We start from the raw sequence: 18,769 nt of genomic DNA, 5'->3' as shown, positions 1-18,769 counted from the left end.
GCGGACGACGGGACTTTGCGGACACCTAGGACGGCAGCCTCTTGCGGACCGGCTCGCCCTCCAGCGGCGGCGCCGTCACACCGCCGTGCCGCAGGCACTCCGGGCGCCTGCAGTCCGGGGGCGGCCTGCGCACCACCGCGGCGGCGATCAGGGCCCCGGCCACCAGCGCCCCCGCGCACCACCCCATGGCCTTTCCGAACGCCGTGTCGAAGGCGGCCGGCTCCCGGTACGCCTCCTCCCCCATGCCCGCCAGCAGCGGCAACGCCGCCACCGCCATCAGGCCCGCCGCCCGGGCCGCCGCGTTGTTGATGCCGCTGGCCAGCCCTGCGCGCACCACGCTCACCGAGCCCAGCACGGTCGCCGTCAGCGGTGCCACCAGCGTGACCAGGCCCAGCCCGAGCACCAGCAGCGCCGGCAGCACGTCGGTGAGGTAGGACGCCCCCGGCCCGACCCGCAGCATCAGCAGCATCCCGGCCGCGCACAGCAGCGGCCCCACCGTCAGCGGGATCCGCGGCCCGATGCGGTCGGCCAGTTGCCCGGAGCGCGCGGACAGCAGCAGCATCAGCACGGTCGTCGGCAGCAGCGCCGTACCGGCGGCGAGGGCCGAGTAGCCCACGACGACCTGGAGCTGGAGCGCGGCGAGGAAGAAGAACCCGCCGAGCGCCGCGTACACGCACAGGGTGACGAGGTTGACGGCCGTGAACTGCCGGGACGCGAAGATGTCCGGCGGCATCATCGGATCGGGCCGGCGCCGCTCGACGAGCACGAACGCGACGCCCGCGGCCAGCCCGGCCACCGCCGAGACCGTCACCACCACCCCGCCCTCACCGGCCTCGATCAGCGCGTACGTCACCAGGGCGAGCGCCAGCGCCCCCAGCACGGCCCCGAGCACGTCGAAGCGCCCGCGGGCCGCCGCTTCCCCACCCGACTCGGGGACGTGCCGCAGGGCCACCGGCACGCACACCAGGGCCACCGGAACGTTCAGCAGGAACACCCACCGCCAGCCCGGCCCGTCCACCAGCCAGCCGCCGACGAACGGCCCGACCGCCGCCCCGATCCCGCCGAAGCCGGACCACAGCCCGACGGCCCGCCCCCGGTCGTCGGGGTGGAAGGACGCCTGGATGAGTGCCAGCGACCCGGGGGTCAGGAGGGCGCCGCCCACCCCCTGCAGAGCCCGTGCGGCGTTCAGCACGCCCACGTTCGGCGCGATCCCGCACAGCAGCGACGCCAGCGCGAACCACACCACGCCGACGACGAACACCTTCCGCCGCCCGAACCGGTCCCCCAGCGCCCCGCCGAGCAGGATCAGCCCGGCCAGCGTGACCATGTACGCGTTGACCGTCCACTGCAGCGCGGACAGGCTCGCGTCGAGGTCGCGGCCGATGCGCGGCAGGGCGACGTTGACGACGGTCGAGTCCAGCATCGCCATGCTGGAGCCGAGGACGGTGGTGAGCAGGACCCACTTGCCCTGCGGTGAGGCCAACCGGACATCGGGCATGCAGGGAGCATACGGAAGAGCCCGGCATCTCAGGAGATGCCGGGCTCCGACGTGTGCGGGCGGACCGGGACTACTTGATCTTCGTGCCGGTCGAGCGCAGGTTGCCGCAGGCCTCGACGACGCGCGCGGACATGGACGCCTCGGCGAGCTTGCCCCAGGTGCGCGGGTCGTAGGTCTTCTTGTTGCCGACCTCGCCGTCGACCTTCAGGACACCGTCGTAGTTGCGGAACATGTGGTCCGCGACCGGGCGCGTGAACGCGTACTGGGTGTCGGTGTCGATGTTCATCTTCACGACGCCGTTCTCCAGCGCGGTGCGGATCTCGTCCTCCGTGGAGCCGGAGCCGCCGTGGAAGACGAAGTCGAACGGCGACGCCTTGCCGTACTTGGCGGCGACGCCCTCGTTCAGCTCCTTCAGCAGCTCGGGGCGCAGCACGACGTTGCCGGGCTTGTACACGCCGTGCACGTTGCCGAAGGACGCGGCGAGCAGGTAGCGGCCCTTCTCACCGAGGCCGAGGGCCTCGGCGGTGCGGAGCGCGTCGTCGACCGTGGTGTAGAGGGAGTCGTTGATCTCGTGGGAGACGCCGTCCTCCTCGCCACCGGTCGGGGTGATCTCCACCTCGAGGATGATCTTCGCGGCGCGGGCCTGCTCCAGCAGCTCCTGCGCGATGGAGAGGTTGTCGGCGAGGGTCTCGGCGGAGCCGTCCCACATGTGCGACTGGAAGAGCGGGTTCAGACCGGCCTCGACGCGCTTCTGGGAGAGCGCCAGCAGCGGACGTACGTACCCGTCGAGCTTGTCCTTGGGGCAGTGGTCGGTGTGCAGCGCGATGTTCACCGGGTACTTCTCGGCGACGATGTGCGCGAACTCGGCCAGGGCGACGGCGCCGGTGACCATGTCCTTGCTGTACTGACCGCCCAGGAACTCGGCACCACCCGTGGAGATCTGGACGATGCCGTCGCTCTCCGCCTCAGCGAAACCGCGCAGGGCCGCGTGCAGGGTCTGGGTGGAGGTCACGTTGATGGCCGGGTAGGCGAACTTTCCTGCCTTCGCCCGGTCCAGCATCTCGTTGTAGACCTCGGGAGTTGCGATGGGCATGCGTCCGCTCCTTGTATCTGCGGGTTGACGTACTGCTGTGTCTAACGGCCCTGACCTAGACCTTGGGGTGCGACGTCATCGTCGGCCCCATCTTTCCAGACTTGGCCGGAAGGTCCAGGCCACCGTCCACGCCCTGGTCGGTCCCCGGTCAGTCCAGGCCCAGCTCGTCCTTCGAGAAGGCGAAGAGGTACGGCACTCCGGCGCCCTCCTGGATCTTCTCCGCGGCGCCGGTCGCCCGGTCGACGATGGTCGCGACGGCGACGACCTCGGCCCCGGCCTCGCGCACGGCCTCGACGGCGGTCAGCGGGGAGCCGCCGGTGGTGGAGGTGTCCTCGACGACCAGCACGCGGCGGCCGGCGATGTCGGGGCCCTCGACGCGCCGCTGCAGGCCATGTGCCTTCGCGGCCTTCCGTACGACGAAGGCGTCCAGGCGCTTCCCGCGCGCGGCGGCGGCGTGCAGCATGGCGGCGGCGACGGGGTCGGCGCCCATGGTGAGGCCGCCGACGGCGTCGAAGTCCAGGTCGGCGGTCAGGTCCAGCAGCACCTGCCCGACCAGCGGGGCGGCCTCCCCGTCGAGCGTGACGCGCCGGAGGTCGACGTAGTAGTCGGCTTCCAGACCCGACGACAGGGTCACCTTGCCGTGCACCACGGCCTTGTCCTTGATCTGCTGCAGCAGCGCGCCACGTGTGTCCGTCATGCCGCCCAGCTTAGAGGCGGCGCCACGTCCAGGTCGTGGTGGCCTCCAGCGGCTCCAGGGGCGTGACCAGGTGCGGCAGGGTGTTGAGGCCGTTGGGCGGGCCGGTCTGCGGCTCCACGCACACGGCGGCCTCCTGCTCGTCGTAGACGACGACCCACTCCTGGCGGCTCGCCACCTTCAGCTCCAGCTGCCCGGGCCAGGTCAGGGTGACGTCGACGCCGCCGGGCATCCCGAAGCAGTCGTCCCAGGGGCCGGGCTTCGGGTCGACGCGGTTGCCGGTGGGCAGGTGGTCGTCACCGCGTTCCTCCTGCCAGGCCGGGTCGAAGTCGAGCTGTACGTCCTCGCCGCCGAGGTTCCGGTTGAACCACGGGTGCCAGCCGATCTGGGCCGGGAAGGACGAGTCGTACGTCTCGACGGACATGGTGAGGGTCAGCGCGTCCTCGGTGAGGGCCACGACCTGGGTGACGCGGCCCTTGTGGGGCCAGGGGTCGGCGAGCTCGTGGGTGATGACGGCCTCGGCCGTGCTCGTGCGGGCGGTGCGCCAGGCGCTGTCTCGGGCGGTGCCGTGGATGGCGTGCGGCGGGGCGTTGAGGGGCATCTGCCGCACGGCGGCGCCGTCCAGGAACCGTCCGTCCCGGATCCGGCCGCACCACGGCACCATCGGGAAGCAGCCGAACCGCTCCCCCTGCCGGAGCACCTCCACGCCGCCGATCCGCAGCCCTCCGACCCGGCCGCCGTTGCCCGGCTGCACGGTCACCTCCGCGTCACCCGCGGTCAGCGTGATGTCTTCGTCACTCACGGGACGACCCTACTGCGGTGATCAAGGGGGCCTCACCGGTTGCGTCCTGCTTCGGCCTCGGACTCGGGGCGGGACGGTCAGGGGCCGACCGCCGTGTGGTCCGGCGGCGTCTGCCGCGTGGTTCAGCGGCGTCTGCGCAGGGCCCGGACCGCCACGATGGCCGACGCCACGGCCAGGGCCGCCGCGGGGGCCGCCCAGCGCAGCGGGGCCGGGGCCGACACGGTCTGAGGCGCGGGCACGGGGGCGTAGCGGCCGCGGGGCGGGGCGTGGTCGACCTCCTCGGCGCTGCGTCCGATCATGGTCCGCCGCGCGTGCGCCGCCTCGGCGATGTCCTCGTCGTCCTGCTCGTCCTCGTCGTCCACGTCGTCCACGTCGTCCTCGTCGTCCACGGGCCCCGGAGAGGCGGGCGGGGCGGCGGCGCCGAAGGTGGAGGGACGCTCGGGGGCCGGGGGTTCCTCGGTGAGACCGGGTTCGGTGGGGGTCCCCTCCCCGGGCTCCAGGCGCGCACCTTCGTCGCCCGCGTCCGTGGCCGCCGCGGCCAGGTGCTCCGCGAAACGGTTCAGCAGCCGGGTGACCGCGCCCTCCACAGCGTCCGCCGGAAGGTCGTTGATCCGTCCGTCCGCGGTGGCCGTGCCGTCGTACCCGACGGTGCAGCCGTCCTCGGCCTCCCGCAGGACGATCCGCAGGGCGAGCCGGACCGAGCCGCTGCCGCGCGATTCCTCCGCCTCGCCCTCGACGGCGTACGCGCCCTCGCTCCGGGACACCCGCAGGGCACCCCGGTAGGTGACGGAGTGACTGCCGACGCGGATCTTCAGCCGCCCGGCGACCGGCTCGGCGCCGGCGTCCTGCTGGAGCCCGGGAACGGCCCGGGCGACCCGCGCGGGGTCGTCCAGCACCTCCCTCAGCCGCTCGGCCGGAACCGGAACGAACACCTCGTGCTCCATGTCGACGGACTCTACCCAGCACAGCGCGGAACGCACCCCCGGCTGAGGGATTCGCCCCCCGAACCACCCCCACCAGGCGTACCCTCCCGCTCCGCCGGACGGGTCCCGCGAGGACGGCACCCCCTCGGCGGCCCTGCCCCTCAGTAGCGCGGGTGCACCAGCGTCGACGCCGGCAACCCCGGGATCCGCGTCCTGCGCGCCGCCCGTTCCCCCGCGGCCAGGGACGCCTCCGTGAGGACCCGGGGCCGCGGGCCTCCCGGGTCGAGCCGCGGCCGCGGGTCCGTGCGGGCGGCCAGGACGAAACCCCAGTCCCGGGACGCCCAGGAGCGGTCCGCGGGGGTGCGGCCGGGCCCGGCGGCGAAGTGGGCGTGGCCGCCGCCCGCGCCGTAGGGCGCGGTGCGGAAACCGGCCGCGCGCAGGGTCGCCTCGACCGTCCAGTACGCCCGGGGGCCGGACGCGACCGGCCCCGCGTGCACCACGAGCCGTCCGCCGGGGGCCAGCACGCGCCGTGCGAGGCCGTAGAACTCCTGCGAGTACAGCTTCGTGCTCGCCGTGATCCCGGGGTCCGGAAGGTCCGAGACGACCACGTCGTACGTCGCCGGAGCCGCTCCGCGCAGCCAGGCGAAGGCGTCCTCGGTCGTCACGTGCACGCGCGCGTCACCGAACGCGTGCCGGTTGAGCGCGGACAGGGCCGGGTCGGTGCGGGCCAGGCGGATCACCTCGGCGTCGAGTTCGACGACGTCGACCCGGTCCACTCGGGAATGGTGCAGCACCTCGCGGGCGGCCAGGCCGTCCCCGCCGCCGAGGATGAGCACGCGCGCGTGCGGCCCGCTCATCGCGGGGTGGACCAGGGCCTCGTGGTAGCGCAGCTCGTCGTGTCCGCTGACCCGGAGCCGGCCGTCGAGGAACAGGTCGAGGGACCGTCCGCTCGTGCCACCCGTGAGGACGACCTCCTGCACCTCGGTCCGCAGCGCCACGCGGACGTCGTCCCCGTACATCGCCTGCCGCGCGGCGTGTTCGAAGTCGTCGACGAGGACGGCGGCCGAGGCGAGGACCGCGAGGACGAGGGCGTTGCCGACCAGCAGCAGCCAGCGGGCCCGCCGGGTCAGGTCCCGGCGGAACAGGCCGAGCACCAGCGCACCGCCGACGACCGCGTTGACCGCGCCGGTGAGCAGCGCGCCGGTCAGCTGCCCGAGGAACGGCAGCAGGAGGAAGGGAAAGGCGAGGCCGCCGACGAGGGCGCCGACGTAGTCGGCGGCGGACAGGTCGGCGACCGCGCCGCCCGCGTCCTGGCGGCGGATCCGCTGGATCAGCTCCATCAGCAGCGGGACTTCGGCGCCGATGAGCAGTCCGGTGGCCAGGGAGAAGGCGACCAGCAGGCAGCGCGGCCCGTTGGCCCACATTCCGCCCCAGTCACCGGTCCAGGCGAACACCGCGTACAGGGCCATCGCGCTGCACCCGCCGACGAGCGCGAGGGCGGCCTCGACGGCACCGAAGCCGGCCGCGGCGAGCGGGCGCAGCCGCTTCGCGGCGAGGGAGCCGATGCCCATGGCGAAGACCATGACGGAGAGCACGACGGACGCCTGGGTGACCGAGTCGCCCATCAAGTAGGAGGCGAGCGCGACCAGTTCTAGTTCGTACACGAGTCCGCAGGCCGCGCAGACGAACACGCCCGCGAGGACCAGGAACCGTCCGGTGCCGGGCCGTACGGGCAGTCGCACCGGGCCGCCGGGGCCGTCCGGGGCGCTCCGGGGCTGCGGGCAACCGGGCGGGGCGGGCGCGTGCGGCTCGATCACCCTGCGACGTTACGTCACGCCTCGACCGCGGTTCGTCACCCACACGTGTGGTGCTGGTTTACCGCGGCCGGACGCCGGGGCGCCGAACGCGTCCTGGTGTCCGGGTCAGTTGACGAGCGCCGCCGCGGGTACGCGCACGCCCACTCTCGTGCGGGTCGCCACCAACTGCCCGTCCTGCGGGTAGGCGTGCCAGGTCCGCCAGTGGACCTGGCCCTCGTGATGCTGGGCGAGCAGGGCCGTGAAGGCGTAGGGGCTGCCGGGGAAGACGCCGACGAGGCCGTGCGGGTGGTCGGAGACGAGAGCCAGCAACTCCTGTGCGCGGCCCGCGAAGGAGCCGGGTGAGAGGACCTCGACGCGGGCCGCGAACTCGTACTCCCAGTCGTCCACCCGCTTGGCGACTCCGAGCGGAAGCGGGGTGCTGCTGCCCGCGATGCACGCCACCGTCTCCGAGCAGATGCCCCGCTCCTCCTCCAGCAGAACCTGATGGGACGCGCCGAGGAGCCGCAACTGCAGTTTGGTGCCCGCCAGTTCGAGGTCGAGTGCGGCCAGTGCGGGAAGCGGCTCGCGCCCCAGGGCCCACGCGAGATCGGCCGCGCGCGTGTCGGTGTAGGAGGTGTTCAGGGTCGTGAGCATGGATCGGCTCCGCAAGCACACAAGGAGAGGGAGTGGGGTCCGCTGCGCCCCGGCGGCACGGCACCGGGGGATGTCGGCCCGGGGCAGCCGGTCGGCCGGTTTCAGCAAGGTGTCCGCAGATCGTCCGAGGGGCTGCGTCGGTGACTTAGAGGGAATCATGAACAGTGACCCCGCCACAGCGTTTTTACCCAAGTTCGTAGGGTTTCCATCCCTCAGAGGGCTCCACAGCTCAACTGTTCAACCACGGCGTGCGCCGGTGCCGGGGAGGCGTACGCCGGTGCGCCGTGACGCACGCCCGCAGCCGGGACACAGGGGGCGCCCGGGATTCCTGCGAGATCCCGAAGGGGCCGCTCGGGGGGCGTAGTTGCCCAGGTCGCACGGTGTCGGGCAAGAGTTGCACGACAGACGGAGGAGGGCGCGGACAGCCGAGCGAAGCCGCCCGACAGGCATTCGACGGATCGTCCGTCCGGGAACCGCCTCCCTCTGCCCTGCCCCCCCTGACCGCGTGGCCCGCTGCCCACTGCCCGCTCGGCACGGCGACGCGGGGCCCGCCCCAGGTGCGGACCCCGCGTTCGGTGGTTGCTGCTCCCCCGTCGTGAGAACAGCCGACGTCAGTCAGCTGCCTCCGCCGCCGCAGCCACCGCCGCCACCCCCACAGGACGACCCGCCTCCGCAGGACGAGCCGCCGCCGCAGGAGTGTCCCCCGTGGTGTCCGCCGCCGGACGAGCCGGAGTCTCCTGCCCACCAGCTGCCGCCGGCGCTGTGGCTGCTGCTCGAACCGGTGGACGCCCACGCACCGCGTCCCGTCGTCCGCCGGGAACCGCCCCTGCGCCCCTTGGAGACCAGCGCCCCGACCAGGACGACTCCGACCACCGCCAGGATGATGCCGACGATCATGGCGTCATCCTCCTTCCATGTCCCCCGAAGCGGCCCCCCGTGGGCGCCTCGCTCTTGCGTGAGGCGGTGATGCCCTTCCCGCTCCCGGCCCAACACAGAGTTGAGGAACTCCAGAGCTTCGGCGCAGGATGACCGGCATGACCTCCAGCGCGCGACCCCTGCTGAACCGTCGGCTCGCCGAGTTCGGGACGACGATCTTCGCCGAGATGTCCGCCCTCGCCCTGAGCACCGGCGCCATCAACCTCGGGCAGGGCTTCCCCGACACCGACGGCCCCGAGGAGATCCGGGAGGCCGCCGTGCGGGCGCTGCGGGACGGCCGCGGCAATCAGTACCCGCCGGGGCCCGGCGTCCCCGAGCTGCGCGCCGCGATCACCGCCCACCAGCAGCGCCGCTACGGCCTGGCCTGGGACCCCGACACGGAGGTCCTGGTCACCGCGGGCGCCACGGAGGCCATCGCCGCCGCCCTGCTGGCCCTGGTGGAGCCCGGCGACGAGGTGATCGCCCTCGAGCCGTACTACGACTCCTACGCCGCGTGCATCGCCATGGCGGGTGGCCGCCGGGTGCCGGTCACGCTGCGCGCTCAGGTGGACGAGGGCCGGTTCCGTCTCGACCTCGACGAGCTGCGCGACGCCGTCACCGACCGCACCCGGCTGTTGCTGATCAACACGCCGCACAACCCGACCGGCACGGTCCTCACCCGTGAGGAGCTGGCCGCGATCGCCGAGCTGGCGGTGGAGCGGGACCTGCTGGTGGTGACGGACGAGGTGTACGAGCACCTGGTCTTCGACGACGCCGAGCACGTGCCGCTGGCGACGTTCCCGGGGATGCGGGAGCGCACGGTCACCATTTCGAGCAGCGGCAAGACGTTCTCGTTCACCGGCTGGAAGGTCGGCTGGGTGACGGGGTCCCCGGAGCTGGTCACGGCGGTCCGGTCGGCCAAGCAGTACCTGACGTACGTCTCGGCCGGCCCGTTCCAGTACGCGATCGCCGAGGCGCTCTCGCTGCCCGAGTCCTACTTCACGGACTTCCGCGCGGACATGCTGGCCAAGCGGAACCTGCTGGCGGGCGGCCTGGCGGAAGCCGGCTTCCGCGTCTTCCGGCCCTCGGGCACCTACTTCGTCACCACCGACATCCGCCCCCTCGGCGAGAGCGACGGTTTCGCCTTCTGCCGCGGCCTGCCGGAACGCGCGGGCGTGGTCGCGATCCCCAACGCGGTCTTCTACGACCACCGCGAGGAGGGCGCGCCGTTCGTACGGTTCGCGTTCTGCAAGAAGGACGACGTTCTCCGGGAGGCCGCTGACCGCCTGCAACGCCTGGCGTCGTCCTGAGCTCAGCCCCTTCCCCTCGGATGAGATCGAGGCAAGACCACCCTGCGTGAGAGGGTTCGACTCCCAGGCCGGTCTGCACTCGTTCGAGTGCAGACCAACCGATCGAACTCGGCAGAACGCCGTAGCGTCGCCGGAGTGGAGTACAGACGCGTAGCCCAAGGCGTGCCGCTTGAGGAGTACCAGCTGACGCGTGCGGATCACCGTCGGCAGGACGACGCAGTGGCCATGGCGGACTGGGTGCAGCGCCAACTGGCCAAGGCACCACCATGGTGGCACTGCGGGCACATCCGTGAGGTCAGGTGTTCGCGGAGCAAGGAACGACCCGACGGAGGGGTCACCGGCCGCGAGCGCTGCACGGAGTACAGCCTCGACCCCTCGTGATCGTGGCGTTCGAACCATGTGCCGACGGCAGTTGATCACTGCCCCGCTCTTCGAGTGGCGGAGCACGACCACACGCTGATGCCGAGCGCAACGCGCTCTCGCCTGCGAGCGGTATTCGGCCAAACCTTCACCGATCCGGATCGATTGCGCGCATTGTCGCGTTTGCGGTCTGGTGGCTCCAGGACTTCACCATGATGATGCCCGCCGTGTCAGCGAACGGGGGCGTCAATGGGGTTCGGTCGGGGACTGCGTGTACGAGAGGGGCGCGCCACGGCAGGAATGGTCGACGGGCCCGCAGTGCCGGTTCAAGTCAGCCCCGCCGCCTCTGCCCGCGGCGGCCACGGCGAGGTGGACCCGACCTCGTCGGAGGTGACAAGGCTGCTGTGCCAAGCCGTCTACACCCGTCCCGACCGGGTGAAGGCCGTCAAGGCGTGGTGGAGCAAGATCCGGGGCAAGGATCAAAAACCGAACAAGCCGCGGCGCAGCACTCGCAGACGCATCTATCTGGAGGGCAGCGACGACTGCCCTCCCCTGGGTGAGCCCATGGCCCAGTGGGTACGAGACCACGTCCTGCAGGGACCGCCGTTACCTGTCCCGTCGTACGGATTCGACCTTGTGCCCGTCGTCGCGCACAGTCTGCGCGCGCGGAGACGCCGATGGCTGCGGCGAACACTCATCCTGCTCCTCGCCATCGCCGTCACGTACGAGGTTCCCCGTGCCGCCGTCGTCTGGGGCAGTGCCGTTTTGCTGGCTTGCCTCATGTGGTGGGCCGGGTTACGGGCAGCCCGCAAGGGCAAGGAGTCGAGGCTGGCACCCTCGCCCCGTCTGGCTTACCTCGTTCTGTGTGTGCCCTGGATACTCGCGGTAGTGCCCTACGAGCCGATACGCGGCGAAGCGGTCGCGCTGCGAACCGGGCTGCTACTGCTGCCCTTCGTCCTGCTGGCCGGAGCCGTGCTCGTCTGTGCGGGAGATCGCCTCATGGCGCGGGCGGGGTTGTCCGGGATCGTCCGGCACGGCATCGCGTCTGACCGCCTGCCCTGGGCATCGGCGAAGGCCAGGCGGCGGATGGCAATCATCAGCAACGAGCAGACACGACTCGAACTGCCGTATGACCATCCGGAAACTTTCGTCGGAGCCGGACGCTATGTATGGGGCGTGGCTGACATCGGTATCCCGCTCAAGCCCAAGGACCCAGAGGTATCGATCAAGCCCTTCGGCGAGCGGGAACTGCTGCGGCGGATGGGCGACGCACTCAAAGAACTGGGCCGTGGTGCGCGGGAGATCACCGACCCCTTGCCCGGCTTCTCCGTCACGGAGATTCTCGGGCTGCCGTCCGAGCTGTGGCTGCGACGGACCCGTGTCGCGAAATTGGAGCTGCCAGACCTGCGCGGCCGGGGCCGCCGGTCACCGTCCAGCATGCCGGACCGACTGTATTTGCGGGCGCAGTGCGTCAGTTGGGACGGCCAGGTCGTGGTCACCCTGTACGCGCATGCCGCACTGGAGGCAGGCGAATTGCGACTTACCCTGCGCCCCCACGTGATGACGCCCCTCTACAACGAGCTGAGGGCGACCGACTCTCCCGCGGCCAAGCGCGGAACACGACTGTACGGCTGGGTGGTGTTGCAGGGCCTACTGGACGCCGTCCACGGGCCGCTCACATTGTGGCGGCTGCTGACCCGGCTCGCCCTCGGAGTGCAGTCGGACGGTGGCCGGGCCGAGGAAAAGGATCCGGTCAGCCTCCGGGACCGGTACTCCACCGAAGAAGTCACCGACATGCACCAGGCCGACGACGCGAAGCGGCACGTCGTCCTCATGCAGACCTGCGTCTTCCGCGCTGTCTCCGCGTACCTCGAAGAGCTGGGCGTCGACACCGTTGCGTACGAGCGCCAGGTGGCCGCGGTCATCACCAACATCCAGGTCTACGGCGACAACAACGCGCCCATCCAGAACATCGCCGGCAGCGGCATCAGCAATGTTGGCCAGGACAACAAGCCTCAAGGAGGAGGAAGTTGATGGCTGCAGGACGTCGCCGCCTCGAACCGGAACAGGGGCACGGCTCGGGTATCAGCATCGGCGGCAACAACATCGCCCCGCTCCAGAACGTGGTCGGGCAGAACATCTCGAACGTCCACCAGTCCGCGTCCGTCGAGAGTCCCGCCGTCAGCATGGAAACCGTGCGGGATCTCCTTGCTGCATTCCGCACCGATGTGGATCAAAACGGATCGGTCCTGCCGAACGCGCAGGTGCTCCGCGCCATGGCGGACTCCATCGACACCTCGCTGACAGCCCCGGATACGCCGGCGATCGGGGCGCTGCGCGGGGCTGTGCAAGCGTTGCCGGCCTTGGTGGCAGGGACAGTGGTGCAGCAGGGGGGTGACGCGCTCGCTCACGCCATTGCCGGATGGCTCAGCTGAGGTGGCGACTGCGCAAATTCTTGGCTGGTCCTGTCAACGATCCCGGTGGTGTCGTCACCGTCTCACCCAGCAGTCTGCGGCGTGCTTCGCACATCCGGATGGGAAGCTGCTCAACCCGGAACCGGCACGAGGGCTCTCTCGTGACGGCTGGAACCGCACGGTATCAGCCAATGTCGCGTGGGGTGCCCGAAGAGATGGCGTGGAGTTACCACTCGGCGACTTGATCGCTGGCAGGATCGGTGCCTCTGAGCAGCGTGCACACGTGTACGAATCGAAGTGGTAGTGGGGTGGGGGCGGTATGGCCAGAGGGCCGGAGGCCAGGGAGCGCGTTCGCCGGGAGCTCTGGAGGCTGGCAAACGGCATGTGCCAGATGTGTCGGCGGGAGCTGGACCCTGGGACCGCCGGACGCATCCCAACGGCTCAGGCGGCACACAACGTGGCGCTCAGCGATCACGGGCCCCGAGCAGACCCCACCCTGCCGATCGAGGCCAGGAACGCCGTATCGAACCTCCTGTTGTTGTGCTCGACCTGCCACGACATCGTCGACAAGAACAACGGGGCGGCGTACACCGTTGAGGAGCTGTCCAGACTCAAGTCGGAGCATGAGACCTGGACCGCCGCTCTGAGGAAAGCCGGGCAAGCGTGGAGGATGAGCTATAGCAGCATCGACTACCTCAACGTGCCGAGAGTTGCGATGCTTCCTGGCGGGGACGTCGTCCAACAGGCGGCTCAACGTGCCGGCCTCGACCCGACGCGGCCCTTCTCCGGACAAGGATTCGCCCCCGGAATGTTCGTCGGGACTGTGCGTCCCGTCTTCGAGTCGTGGCGAGGGCACGCCGTTCCTCTCGACGAAGCCCGTCCGGACGCGATCCGGCAGGGGATGTACGTGGCGTTCAACGCGCCGATGCGTAGCCGCAACGTGTCCAACCGGCCGTTTCCTCGGCCGCTCACCGGAACATGGCAGGACGACCCCTACCTGTCCTTTCGACTGGACGGACGTACGGTCATGATCCGGTATGACCCGCAATGGCTCACCACCACTACCGCTGGCACGGACCTGGTCAGCGCAGCGACAGAGCAGGCCACCTATGCGGGGATCGGCCTTGTCGTGGGTGAATCCGCCGATGCGATTCGGATCTCCGCGCTGTTCTTCGGAAAGCCGCAAACCGCAGAAGGGGCGTTCATGAAGTACGTCATCAAGGGCGAGGGCAAGATCGCAGGGGCGGTCTCTGTCGATGACTTCGAGACAGGGTTGTCGTCGCGCGGGTCGGGATCACAGCTGCTGGGCGCTACTCGTGACCCGAGCAACGATGGCGTCACTGTGGCACTGCACTTCAACGAACTCGAGGTCGATCCGGGGCAGATCCAGCGCGAGACATTCCGGCAGCTGATGCGGGTGGTGCCGGAGTTCCGGCGCGATCTCACGGTCGCCGTGGGCACGCTCTTCACCCACTCGGGGCTGACCGGCCTGCCGAAGCCGCTTGACATCGCAGCGGACCACTTGGCTGGTGAGCCCAAGGTGTGGTCGACGCACTCCATAGACGGCCTGGGCACCCTGCTGGCGGACGTGGAAGTGGCCTTCGCCCTCGTCCGTGGCGTGCGTAGAGGCCAACTCGATGACTTGCACCAAGCCCTCCTGGCCGAGTCCGAGAGCTACCTCGGGGCGGTCGAGGTGAATCTCCGGCGCCCGACGCACCAGCATTTCTACGGGGTTAAACCCCGCTATCGGCTCATCGAAGCGGATCTCCGACTGCTGTACAGCGCCGAGGAGTACTACGGGGAACTCGGCAACTGGGACCACAGACCTCACGAGCTGCTTGATGAGTGGAAATCGGAGGAGATCTTCAACAGCGTGGCCTGGGAGGAGGACAAAGACCAAAGCGCTGCTGACGAACGTCAGGCTGAGGAATGGATGTCCGAGTGGTTGGCCACGATCGACCCGGACGAGACAGCAGCGGATTGACGGACCCTGACCCCGGAGGCGCACAGCGCTCCCCGCGCGCACCTTGCCGTGGACAGATCCTGAGGACTGTGGCCGCCGGTGGCCGGTGGCACGGCGTCCTCCCCGGCGAGCACGCGGGGTAGTCCACGGACTATGGCTCGCACTGTGGTGGCTGAGGCGAGGCCAGACGGAGATCCGACAGGATTTGCTGCGCCAGTTCGAAAGGCTGGTTGCGGGGGCCGTGGGGTACGGAGGTGGCGGATTCGAACCCGCGTTGTGCGGCGAGGGCTCTGGGGCCCACCAGCCCGGTGAGCCGGTAATGCCGCCAGAGGGGTATGGGCCGACGGGCATCGACCACGACGAGGTCGGGCCGACGCCAGACGACCAGCGCCCAAGATCCTCCGCCGGAGTCCGAGCCAGAGTCGGCCCAAGCCCCGACCAGAGATGCGTCCTCGGCGGCGCCGACTGCTTCGAGTGCAACCAGTGCGGGGTTGCTGAAGCGGCCGGCGACATGGAGCAGGAGTCGTCCGTGGCGGTGCACGTCGCGCCCCTTCTCGGCAAGGGACCATACGGCGTCAGCGAGGGGATCGTCCTGTACGACGTCCGACGCGACATCGAGTACGGCGGCCTGGTCGACGGCAGGGCCGAAGGCTGTGTCGAGCAGCGCCGTGTATTCCGCAACGTACGCGGCATCCACTGCGGGAAGCAGGTGGCCGACCGCCTGGGAGGCTTCGTTGAAGGCAAGCGTCTCAGGGGTGATCTCGTAGCGTGGGGCGTGGCTTCGAAGCACGGCCAGGGCGACCGCGGCAAGGCTGCCGACCTGGGGCTCGATCCGCTCGGGGAGATCGTTTCGGTTCAGTGCGCGGACCGCGCGGGAGAGCAGCGGCAGCCAGTCGGTGTGTGCCGGAGGCCAGGCGCCTGCCGCGACGGTCCACAGCGTCAGCCGGACGACGAGCATGCGCTCCGGAGGGCCCAAGTGGGGAGCGAGAGCGACGAGGCGCTCCACCCAGCGCCGGTATCTACGGCGGACTTCCTGGTCGGCATGCCGAAGGTCGGGCAGGGCGGCGGTGCTGTTCGCTTCGGCACCGGCCGCCTCGGGATCGTGCTCCGCTGCCACAGCCTCGGCATCGTCATCATCGAGGGCGGCTTCGATGTCGTCCGTGAACCGCTCGTCCCAGGAGACGGGCAACAGGTCCTGAAAGGGCGTGCTGACGTCGGCGGGCAGGGGGACACCCAGCGCGAAGCGCGTGAGCGGATGTCCGAGCCGCCGGGCGCACTCGTCCAGGTAGTGCTCCCAGCCGTCCTCACCGCCCTCCAGCCGGGCACCAGCGGCCGCACCGCCAGTGCTGCTGCTCGCGGATACGCCCGCTGGAGTGGGGGTCAGTCCCGTACGGAGGGTTTCCAGGTCGCCCAGGAATCGTTCGGCGAGCCGGGGATCCGCGAACAGGTCGGGTGGCCGTGTCGCGGGGGCCTGGGACTGGGCCGGGGTCATTCGGCGCAGGGCGCGATCAGGGTCGACGACGAACACGATGTTGCCGAAGTGGGGTACGCCGTCGTTGTCGACTACGACCAGTCGCACACGGCTGCCCGCATCCGCTGGAGCCGTCACCGTCAGCGTGACCTGGCCGGCCGGGATGTCGGCGATGCGCTCCCATGCCTCCGGCGGTGCCGCAGCCTGGGACAACTCCAGGTGAGCGGTGCCGGATAGGGGCCGGGCCACGCTGATCTCCAGGCCGTCCGATACGCGTAGGGCACCGAGCAACAGCGGTCCATGGGCAGCGCTGGGGCGAGGGAGGGGTGGGACCGTGCGCAGCCGGGCTGCAGGCTCGTCGGTGCCGTCCGGAAGAAGGGTCGCGGTGATGGGGGTGACGATGCCGAGTTCGCAGTTGCCGCCGTCGCCCTGGGAAAGCAGCAGGGCCGCGGCGGAGAGGTTCGGGCTTCCGGTCAGGGCCCACCGCTGCCCTTCGGAGACCCACTCGACGAGCTTCCCGTGGCGGTACCGTTGGGAGTTGTCGCTGATGACGCGTCCGCCGTACTCCTTGACCAGGGCGGCGACCGACGGGCCGTCGAGGTCACTGAGTCCGGGCTGGTAGGCGAGGGCGAACCGGCGTGGCCGGAAGCGTTCGAGCAGTCGCCGCAGTGCCATGGAGCGCCGGTCGTAGAAGGGTGCGAACACGGCCAGTTCGTCGACGGGCCCCTGCGGAAGCTGTTCGATGATCGGCGAACGCAGGCTGCAGACGATGCGGACCTGTGGCGCCGTGGGGGTCCTGTTGTGGTGGAGCCGGTCCAGCAGCGCTGCGACCCGCCCCAGCGCCTGCGGCACACCGGCGGAGAACCTCACCTTCTCCGGGAGGCCGCGCAGCCATGCGGACAACTCCGGAACAGCGGTGGGACTCTGCTCGGCGTCCACCCGCAGAACCGTCCACAGCTCGGCGTTGGCCTGCCAGCCGGCCAGCGTGGTGTTGCCGGAGCCGAGCGCGATAGTGGCGTGCTCCGGTCCGGCGAGGACCATCAGCTTGGGGTGGAACGCGGCACCGTGGGCGTATGCCAGTCCGGCGAGGTAGCTACGACCGGCCCGCCGAACGGAGCGCGGATCGTTCCGGGTCATGGAGACGTCTCCCGCCACGGTGACGCGTGCGCCGGTGGCCTGGGTGACGCCGAGGGCGACCTCCTCGAAGAAGCCGAGATCGGCGGTGAAGCTGAGGAAGAGGGCTTCTTCCAGGCTCCCTCCGCCCCTGCGCTCCTCGTCGAGGATGAGGGTCAGAGGCGAGGCGAACGCGGTGGGCGGCTCCACCGCTTCCGGTGCCGGTGCGGTCTCAGTCAACGAGAGTCCTCCAGCTTCTGGTCACCGACCAGCGCTGGTCGTGGTACCGCAGTACGCCGCAGGTGGCCAGGACGGTCCCGAGCTGGTCCAGCCGAAGGCCGACGTCACCACGTCCCTCCTTGCTCGTCCGGTACAGCAGCCCGCCCCGCTCGTGCAGCCGGGTCGGTAACCACAACGTGCCGTCGGCGCGTCGGCGGGCCTTGGCCAGCGAGATCCGCTGCGACCGCGCCACCAGGTCGTGGGTGAGTCGGCGGGCGACGTCGCGCAGTTTCATGGGCCGGGCTTCGTCAAGCCGCCGCTGGACCCATTCCGGGCCGAGCTCGACACCGCGCTGGCCGAGGAACGCGTCCCGGACCCGACCGGTGAGTTCGTCCACCCGGCGGGCGCCGGCGGCGAGCACCTTTAGCTCGTTGAGGGGCAAGGGATCGTCCGTCCCCCGCAGGTCGTGCTCGACGGGCAACGGCGCTCCGGTCGTGCTCTGCGTCGCGGGAAGGGAGGACAGGAACGCGTCCACCGTCATGTCGGGCAACTGCGCGGCGAAGCGGTCGGCCACGTCCTCGATCGGCACGAGCCCGTCGACCTGCTCCACGAGCCAGGACCACAGGCGGCGCCAGGCTCCTACGGAGTAGTTGCGCAACACCACCCCGCGCCAGGCACCGGCCACGTCGATGCCGCTGGTCACGGGATCGGTGGTCAGGAAGTCGCCGAAGGCGAGCACCTGGCCGATGTCCCGGGTGAAGTACCGGACGGGATGTGTGGCGACCACACGAGCCAGAAGCTGAATCGTCTGTCGCCGTGTCGCCGAGCGGGAGCCTGCTTCGGCCGGTGCATCGGGCTCGCACATCAGGTTCGCCAGCCACGCCCCGTCAGGATGCTCGCCGCCCACACACACGCACAGCCGGTCGCCGAAGGAGGCGAGATCATCCACGTCCAGGGTGTCCTCGGCAGCCAGTTCGAGCAGCCCGCCCAACCCGGCTCGCAGTGCCGCGGTCTCCAGCCGCGGTCCGGGAACCGGCATGGGGCCCGCGCCAAGGATGCCGAGCGCGACCTCGGATCCGGCGTACGGTGCCCAGAACCCCCACGCGTTGCCCACGTACCCGTCCTTGCCCGGGACCTCGGCTTCGGACATGGTGACCGTCCCGGAGTGCAGCCGCCGGGCCAGGGCATCGACCCCATGAGCGCGCGGCAGCCACTCCAGAGCCTGCGGATGATGCGCGAACGACACGGCGGCCAACGCCACTTCCGCACGGCGCAGCAGAGTCTGCGCGGCCGGGACCGTCAGGTCGTACGCATCGGCCTGCGCCGCGATCAGCCCGTGCAGAGCGTAGTAACGCGCGTGCGGAGTCAACGTGGTCACCCCTGGCACCAGGTGATCGACCATGCGCCCCACATGCCGCTCCACCGAGAGCGGATAACGGCCTGCGGCGACGTCCAGTCCGGGGCGGCTCCAGCCCGGTCCGGCCACGAGCTCCGGTGTTCGCCCGCCCCCTCCGACGGCGGCCATGCGCTCGGCCATGTCCCGC

15 protein-coding genes are annotated in these 18,769 nt (G+C 70.6%); 5 read left to right on the top strand and 10 right to left on the bottom strand.

Annotated features, from left to right (window positions below):
• Positions 1 to 25: 25 nt before the first annotated feature.
• The 8 genes from ADK65_RS14320 to ADK65_RS14285 all read right to left on the bottom strand — a co-directional run bounded on the left by ADK65_RS14320 (position 26) and on the right by ADK65_RS14285 (position 8,357).
• Entirely contained in the window at positions 26 to 1,498 is a 1,473-nt protein-coding gene (locus tag ADK65_RS14320; protein WP_053670458.1) for an MFS transporter, read from the bottom strand.
• A gap of 70 nt (positions 1,499 to 1,568) precedes the next feature.
• Positions 1,569 to 2,591, bottom strand: a complete 1,023-nt coding sequence (fbaA, locus tag ADK65_RS14315) for a class II fructose-bisphosphate aldolase (RefSeq protein ID WP_053670457.1) — start codon at positions 2,589 to 2,591, stop codon at positions 1,569 to 1,571.
• A 148-nt stretch (positions 2,592 to 2,739) separates the two neighbouring features.
• Positions 2,740 to 3,288 (bottom strand): orotate phosphoribosyltransferase, encoded by a 549-nt coding sequence (gene pyrE / locus ADK65_RS14310; RefSeq protein WP_003991805.1) that lies wholly within the window; start codon positions 3,286 to 3,288, stop codon positions 2,740 to 2,742.
• A 10-nt stretch (positions 3,289 to 3,298) separates the two neighbouring features.
• Positions 3,299 to 4,087 (bottom strand): aldose epimerase, encoded by a 789-nt coding sequence (locus ADK65_RS14305; RefSeq protein WP_053670456.1) that lies wholly within the window; start codon positions 4,085 to 4,087, stop codon positions 3,299 to 3,301.
• A 122-nt stretch (positions 4,088 to 4,209) separates the two neighbouring features.
• Complete coding sequence (locus tag ADK65_RS14300) at positions 4,210 to 5,031, bottom strand: SRPBCC domain-containing protein (RefSeq protein WP_053670455.1); 822 nt, start codon at positions 5,029 to 5,031, stop codon at positions 4,210 to 4,212.
• A 140-nt stretch (positions 5,032 to 5,171) separates the two neighbouring features.
• On the bottom strand, positions 5,172 to 6,827 hold the full coding sequence (locus ADK65_RS14295; RefSeq protein ID WP_053670454.1) for a polyamine aminopropyltransferase: 1,656 nt from the start codon (positions 6,825 to 6,827) through the stop codon (positions 5,172 to 5,174).
• A 105-nt stretch (positions 6,828 to 6,932) separates the two neighbouring features.
• Entirely contained in the window at positions 6,933 to 7,460 is a 528-nt protein-coding gene (locus ADK65_RS14290; RefSeq protein ID WP_053670453.1) for a DUF2617 family protein, read from the bottom strand.
• Between the two features lie 615 nt (positions 7,461 to 8,075).
• Positions 8,076 to 8,357 carry a hypothetical protein gene (locus ADK65_RS14285; protein ID WP_053670452.1) on the bottom strand — a complete coding sequence of 94 codons (282 nt, stop codon included), beginning with the start codon at positions 8,355 to 8,357 and terminating at the stop codon, positions 8,076 to 8,078.
• Positions 8,358 to 8,485: 128 nt separating this feature from the next.
• On the opposite strand from ADK65_RS14285, the gene ADK65_RS14280 reads away from it, so the two are divergent.
• The 5 genes from ADK65_RS14280 to ADK65_RS14265 all read left to right on the top strand — a co-directional run bounded on the left by ADK65_RS14280 (position 8,486) and on the right by ADK65_RS14265 (position 14,443).
• Positions 8,486 to 9,685 (top strand): pyridoxal phosphate-dependent aminotransferase, encoded by a 1,200-nt coding sequence (locus tag ADK65_RS14280; RefSeq protein ID WP_053670451.1) that lies wholly within the window; start codon positions 8,486 to 8,488, stop codon positions 9,683 to 9,685.
• A gap of 135 nt (positions 9,686 to 9,820) precedes the next feature.
• Positions 9,821 to 10,066 (top strand): hypothetical protein, encoded by a 246-nt coding sequence (locus ADK65_RS38565; protein ID WP_159038785.1) that lies wholly within the window; start codon positions 9,821 to 9,823, stop codon positions 10,064 to 10,066.
• Positions 10,067 to 10,345: 279 nt separating this feature from the next.
• Positions 10,346 to 12,079, top strand: a complete 1,734-nt coding sequence (locus ADK65_RS37120; RefSeq protein WP_234352876.1) for a hypothetical protein — start codon at positions 10,346 to 10,348, stop codon at positions 12,077 to 12,079.
• Positions 12,079 to 12,480, top strand: a complete 402-nt coding sequence (locus tag ADK65_RS14270) for a hypothetical protein (RefSeq protein ID WP_053670450.1) — start codon at positions 12,079 to 12,081, stop codon at positions 12,478 to 12,480. Before ADK65_RS37120 ends, ADK65_RS14270 begins: the two co-directional genes overlap by 1 nt.
• 436 nt (positions 12,481 to 12,916) lie before the next feature.
• On the top strand, positions 12,917 to 14,443 hold the full coding sequence (locus tag ADK65_RS14265) for a hypothetical protein (RefSeq protein WP_159038784.1): 1,527 nt from the start codon (positions 12,917 to 12,919) through the stop codon (positions 14,441 to 14,443).
• Between the two features lie 130 nt (positions 14,444 to 14,573).
• Here the strand turns inward: ADK65_RS14265 and ADK65_RS38560 are convergent, their stop codons facing one another.
• Both ADK65_RS38560 and ADK65_RS14255 read right to left on the bottom strand, forming a co-directional pair.
• The gene (locus tag ADK65_RS38560; RefSeq protein WP_159038783.1) at positions 14,574 to 17,246 is read right to left on the bottom strand and encodes a hypothetical protein; all 2,673 of its coding nucleotides are present in this window, start codon (positions 17,244 to 17,246) and stop codon (positions 14,574 to 14,576) included.
• Complete coding sequence (locus ADK65_RS14255; RefSeq protein ID WP_053670447.1) at positions 17,239 to 18,762, bottom strand: hypothetical protein; 1,524 nt, start codon at positions 18,760 to 18,762, stop codon at positions 17,239 to 17,241. Before ADK65_RS14255 ends, ADK65_RS38560 begins: the two co-directional genes overlap by 8 nt.
• Positions 18,763 to 18,769: the final 7 nt, after the last annotated feature.

It is taken from the genome of Streptomyces sp. NRRL B-1140 (assembly GCF_001280065.1).
GTDB lineage: Bacteria > Actinomycetota > Actinomycetes > Streptomycetales > Streptomycetaceae > Streptomyces.
The sequence above is the reverse complement of the archived record's forward strand: the minus strand, read 5'-3'. Positions and strand labels throughout refer to the sequence as shown.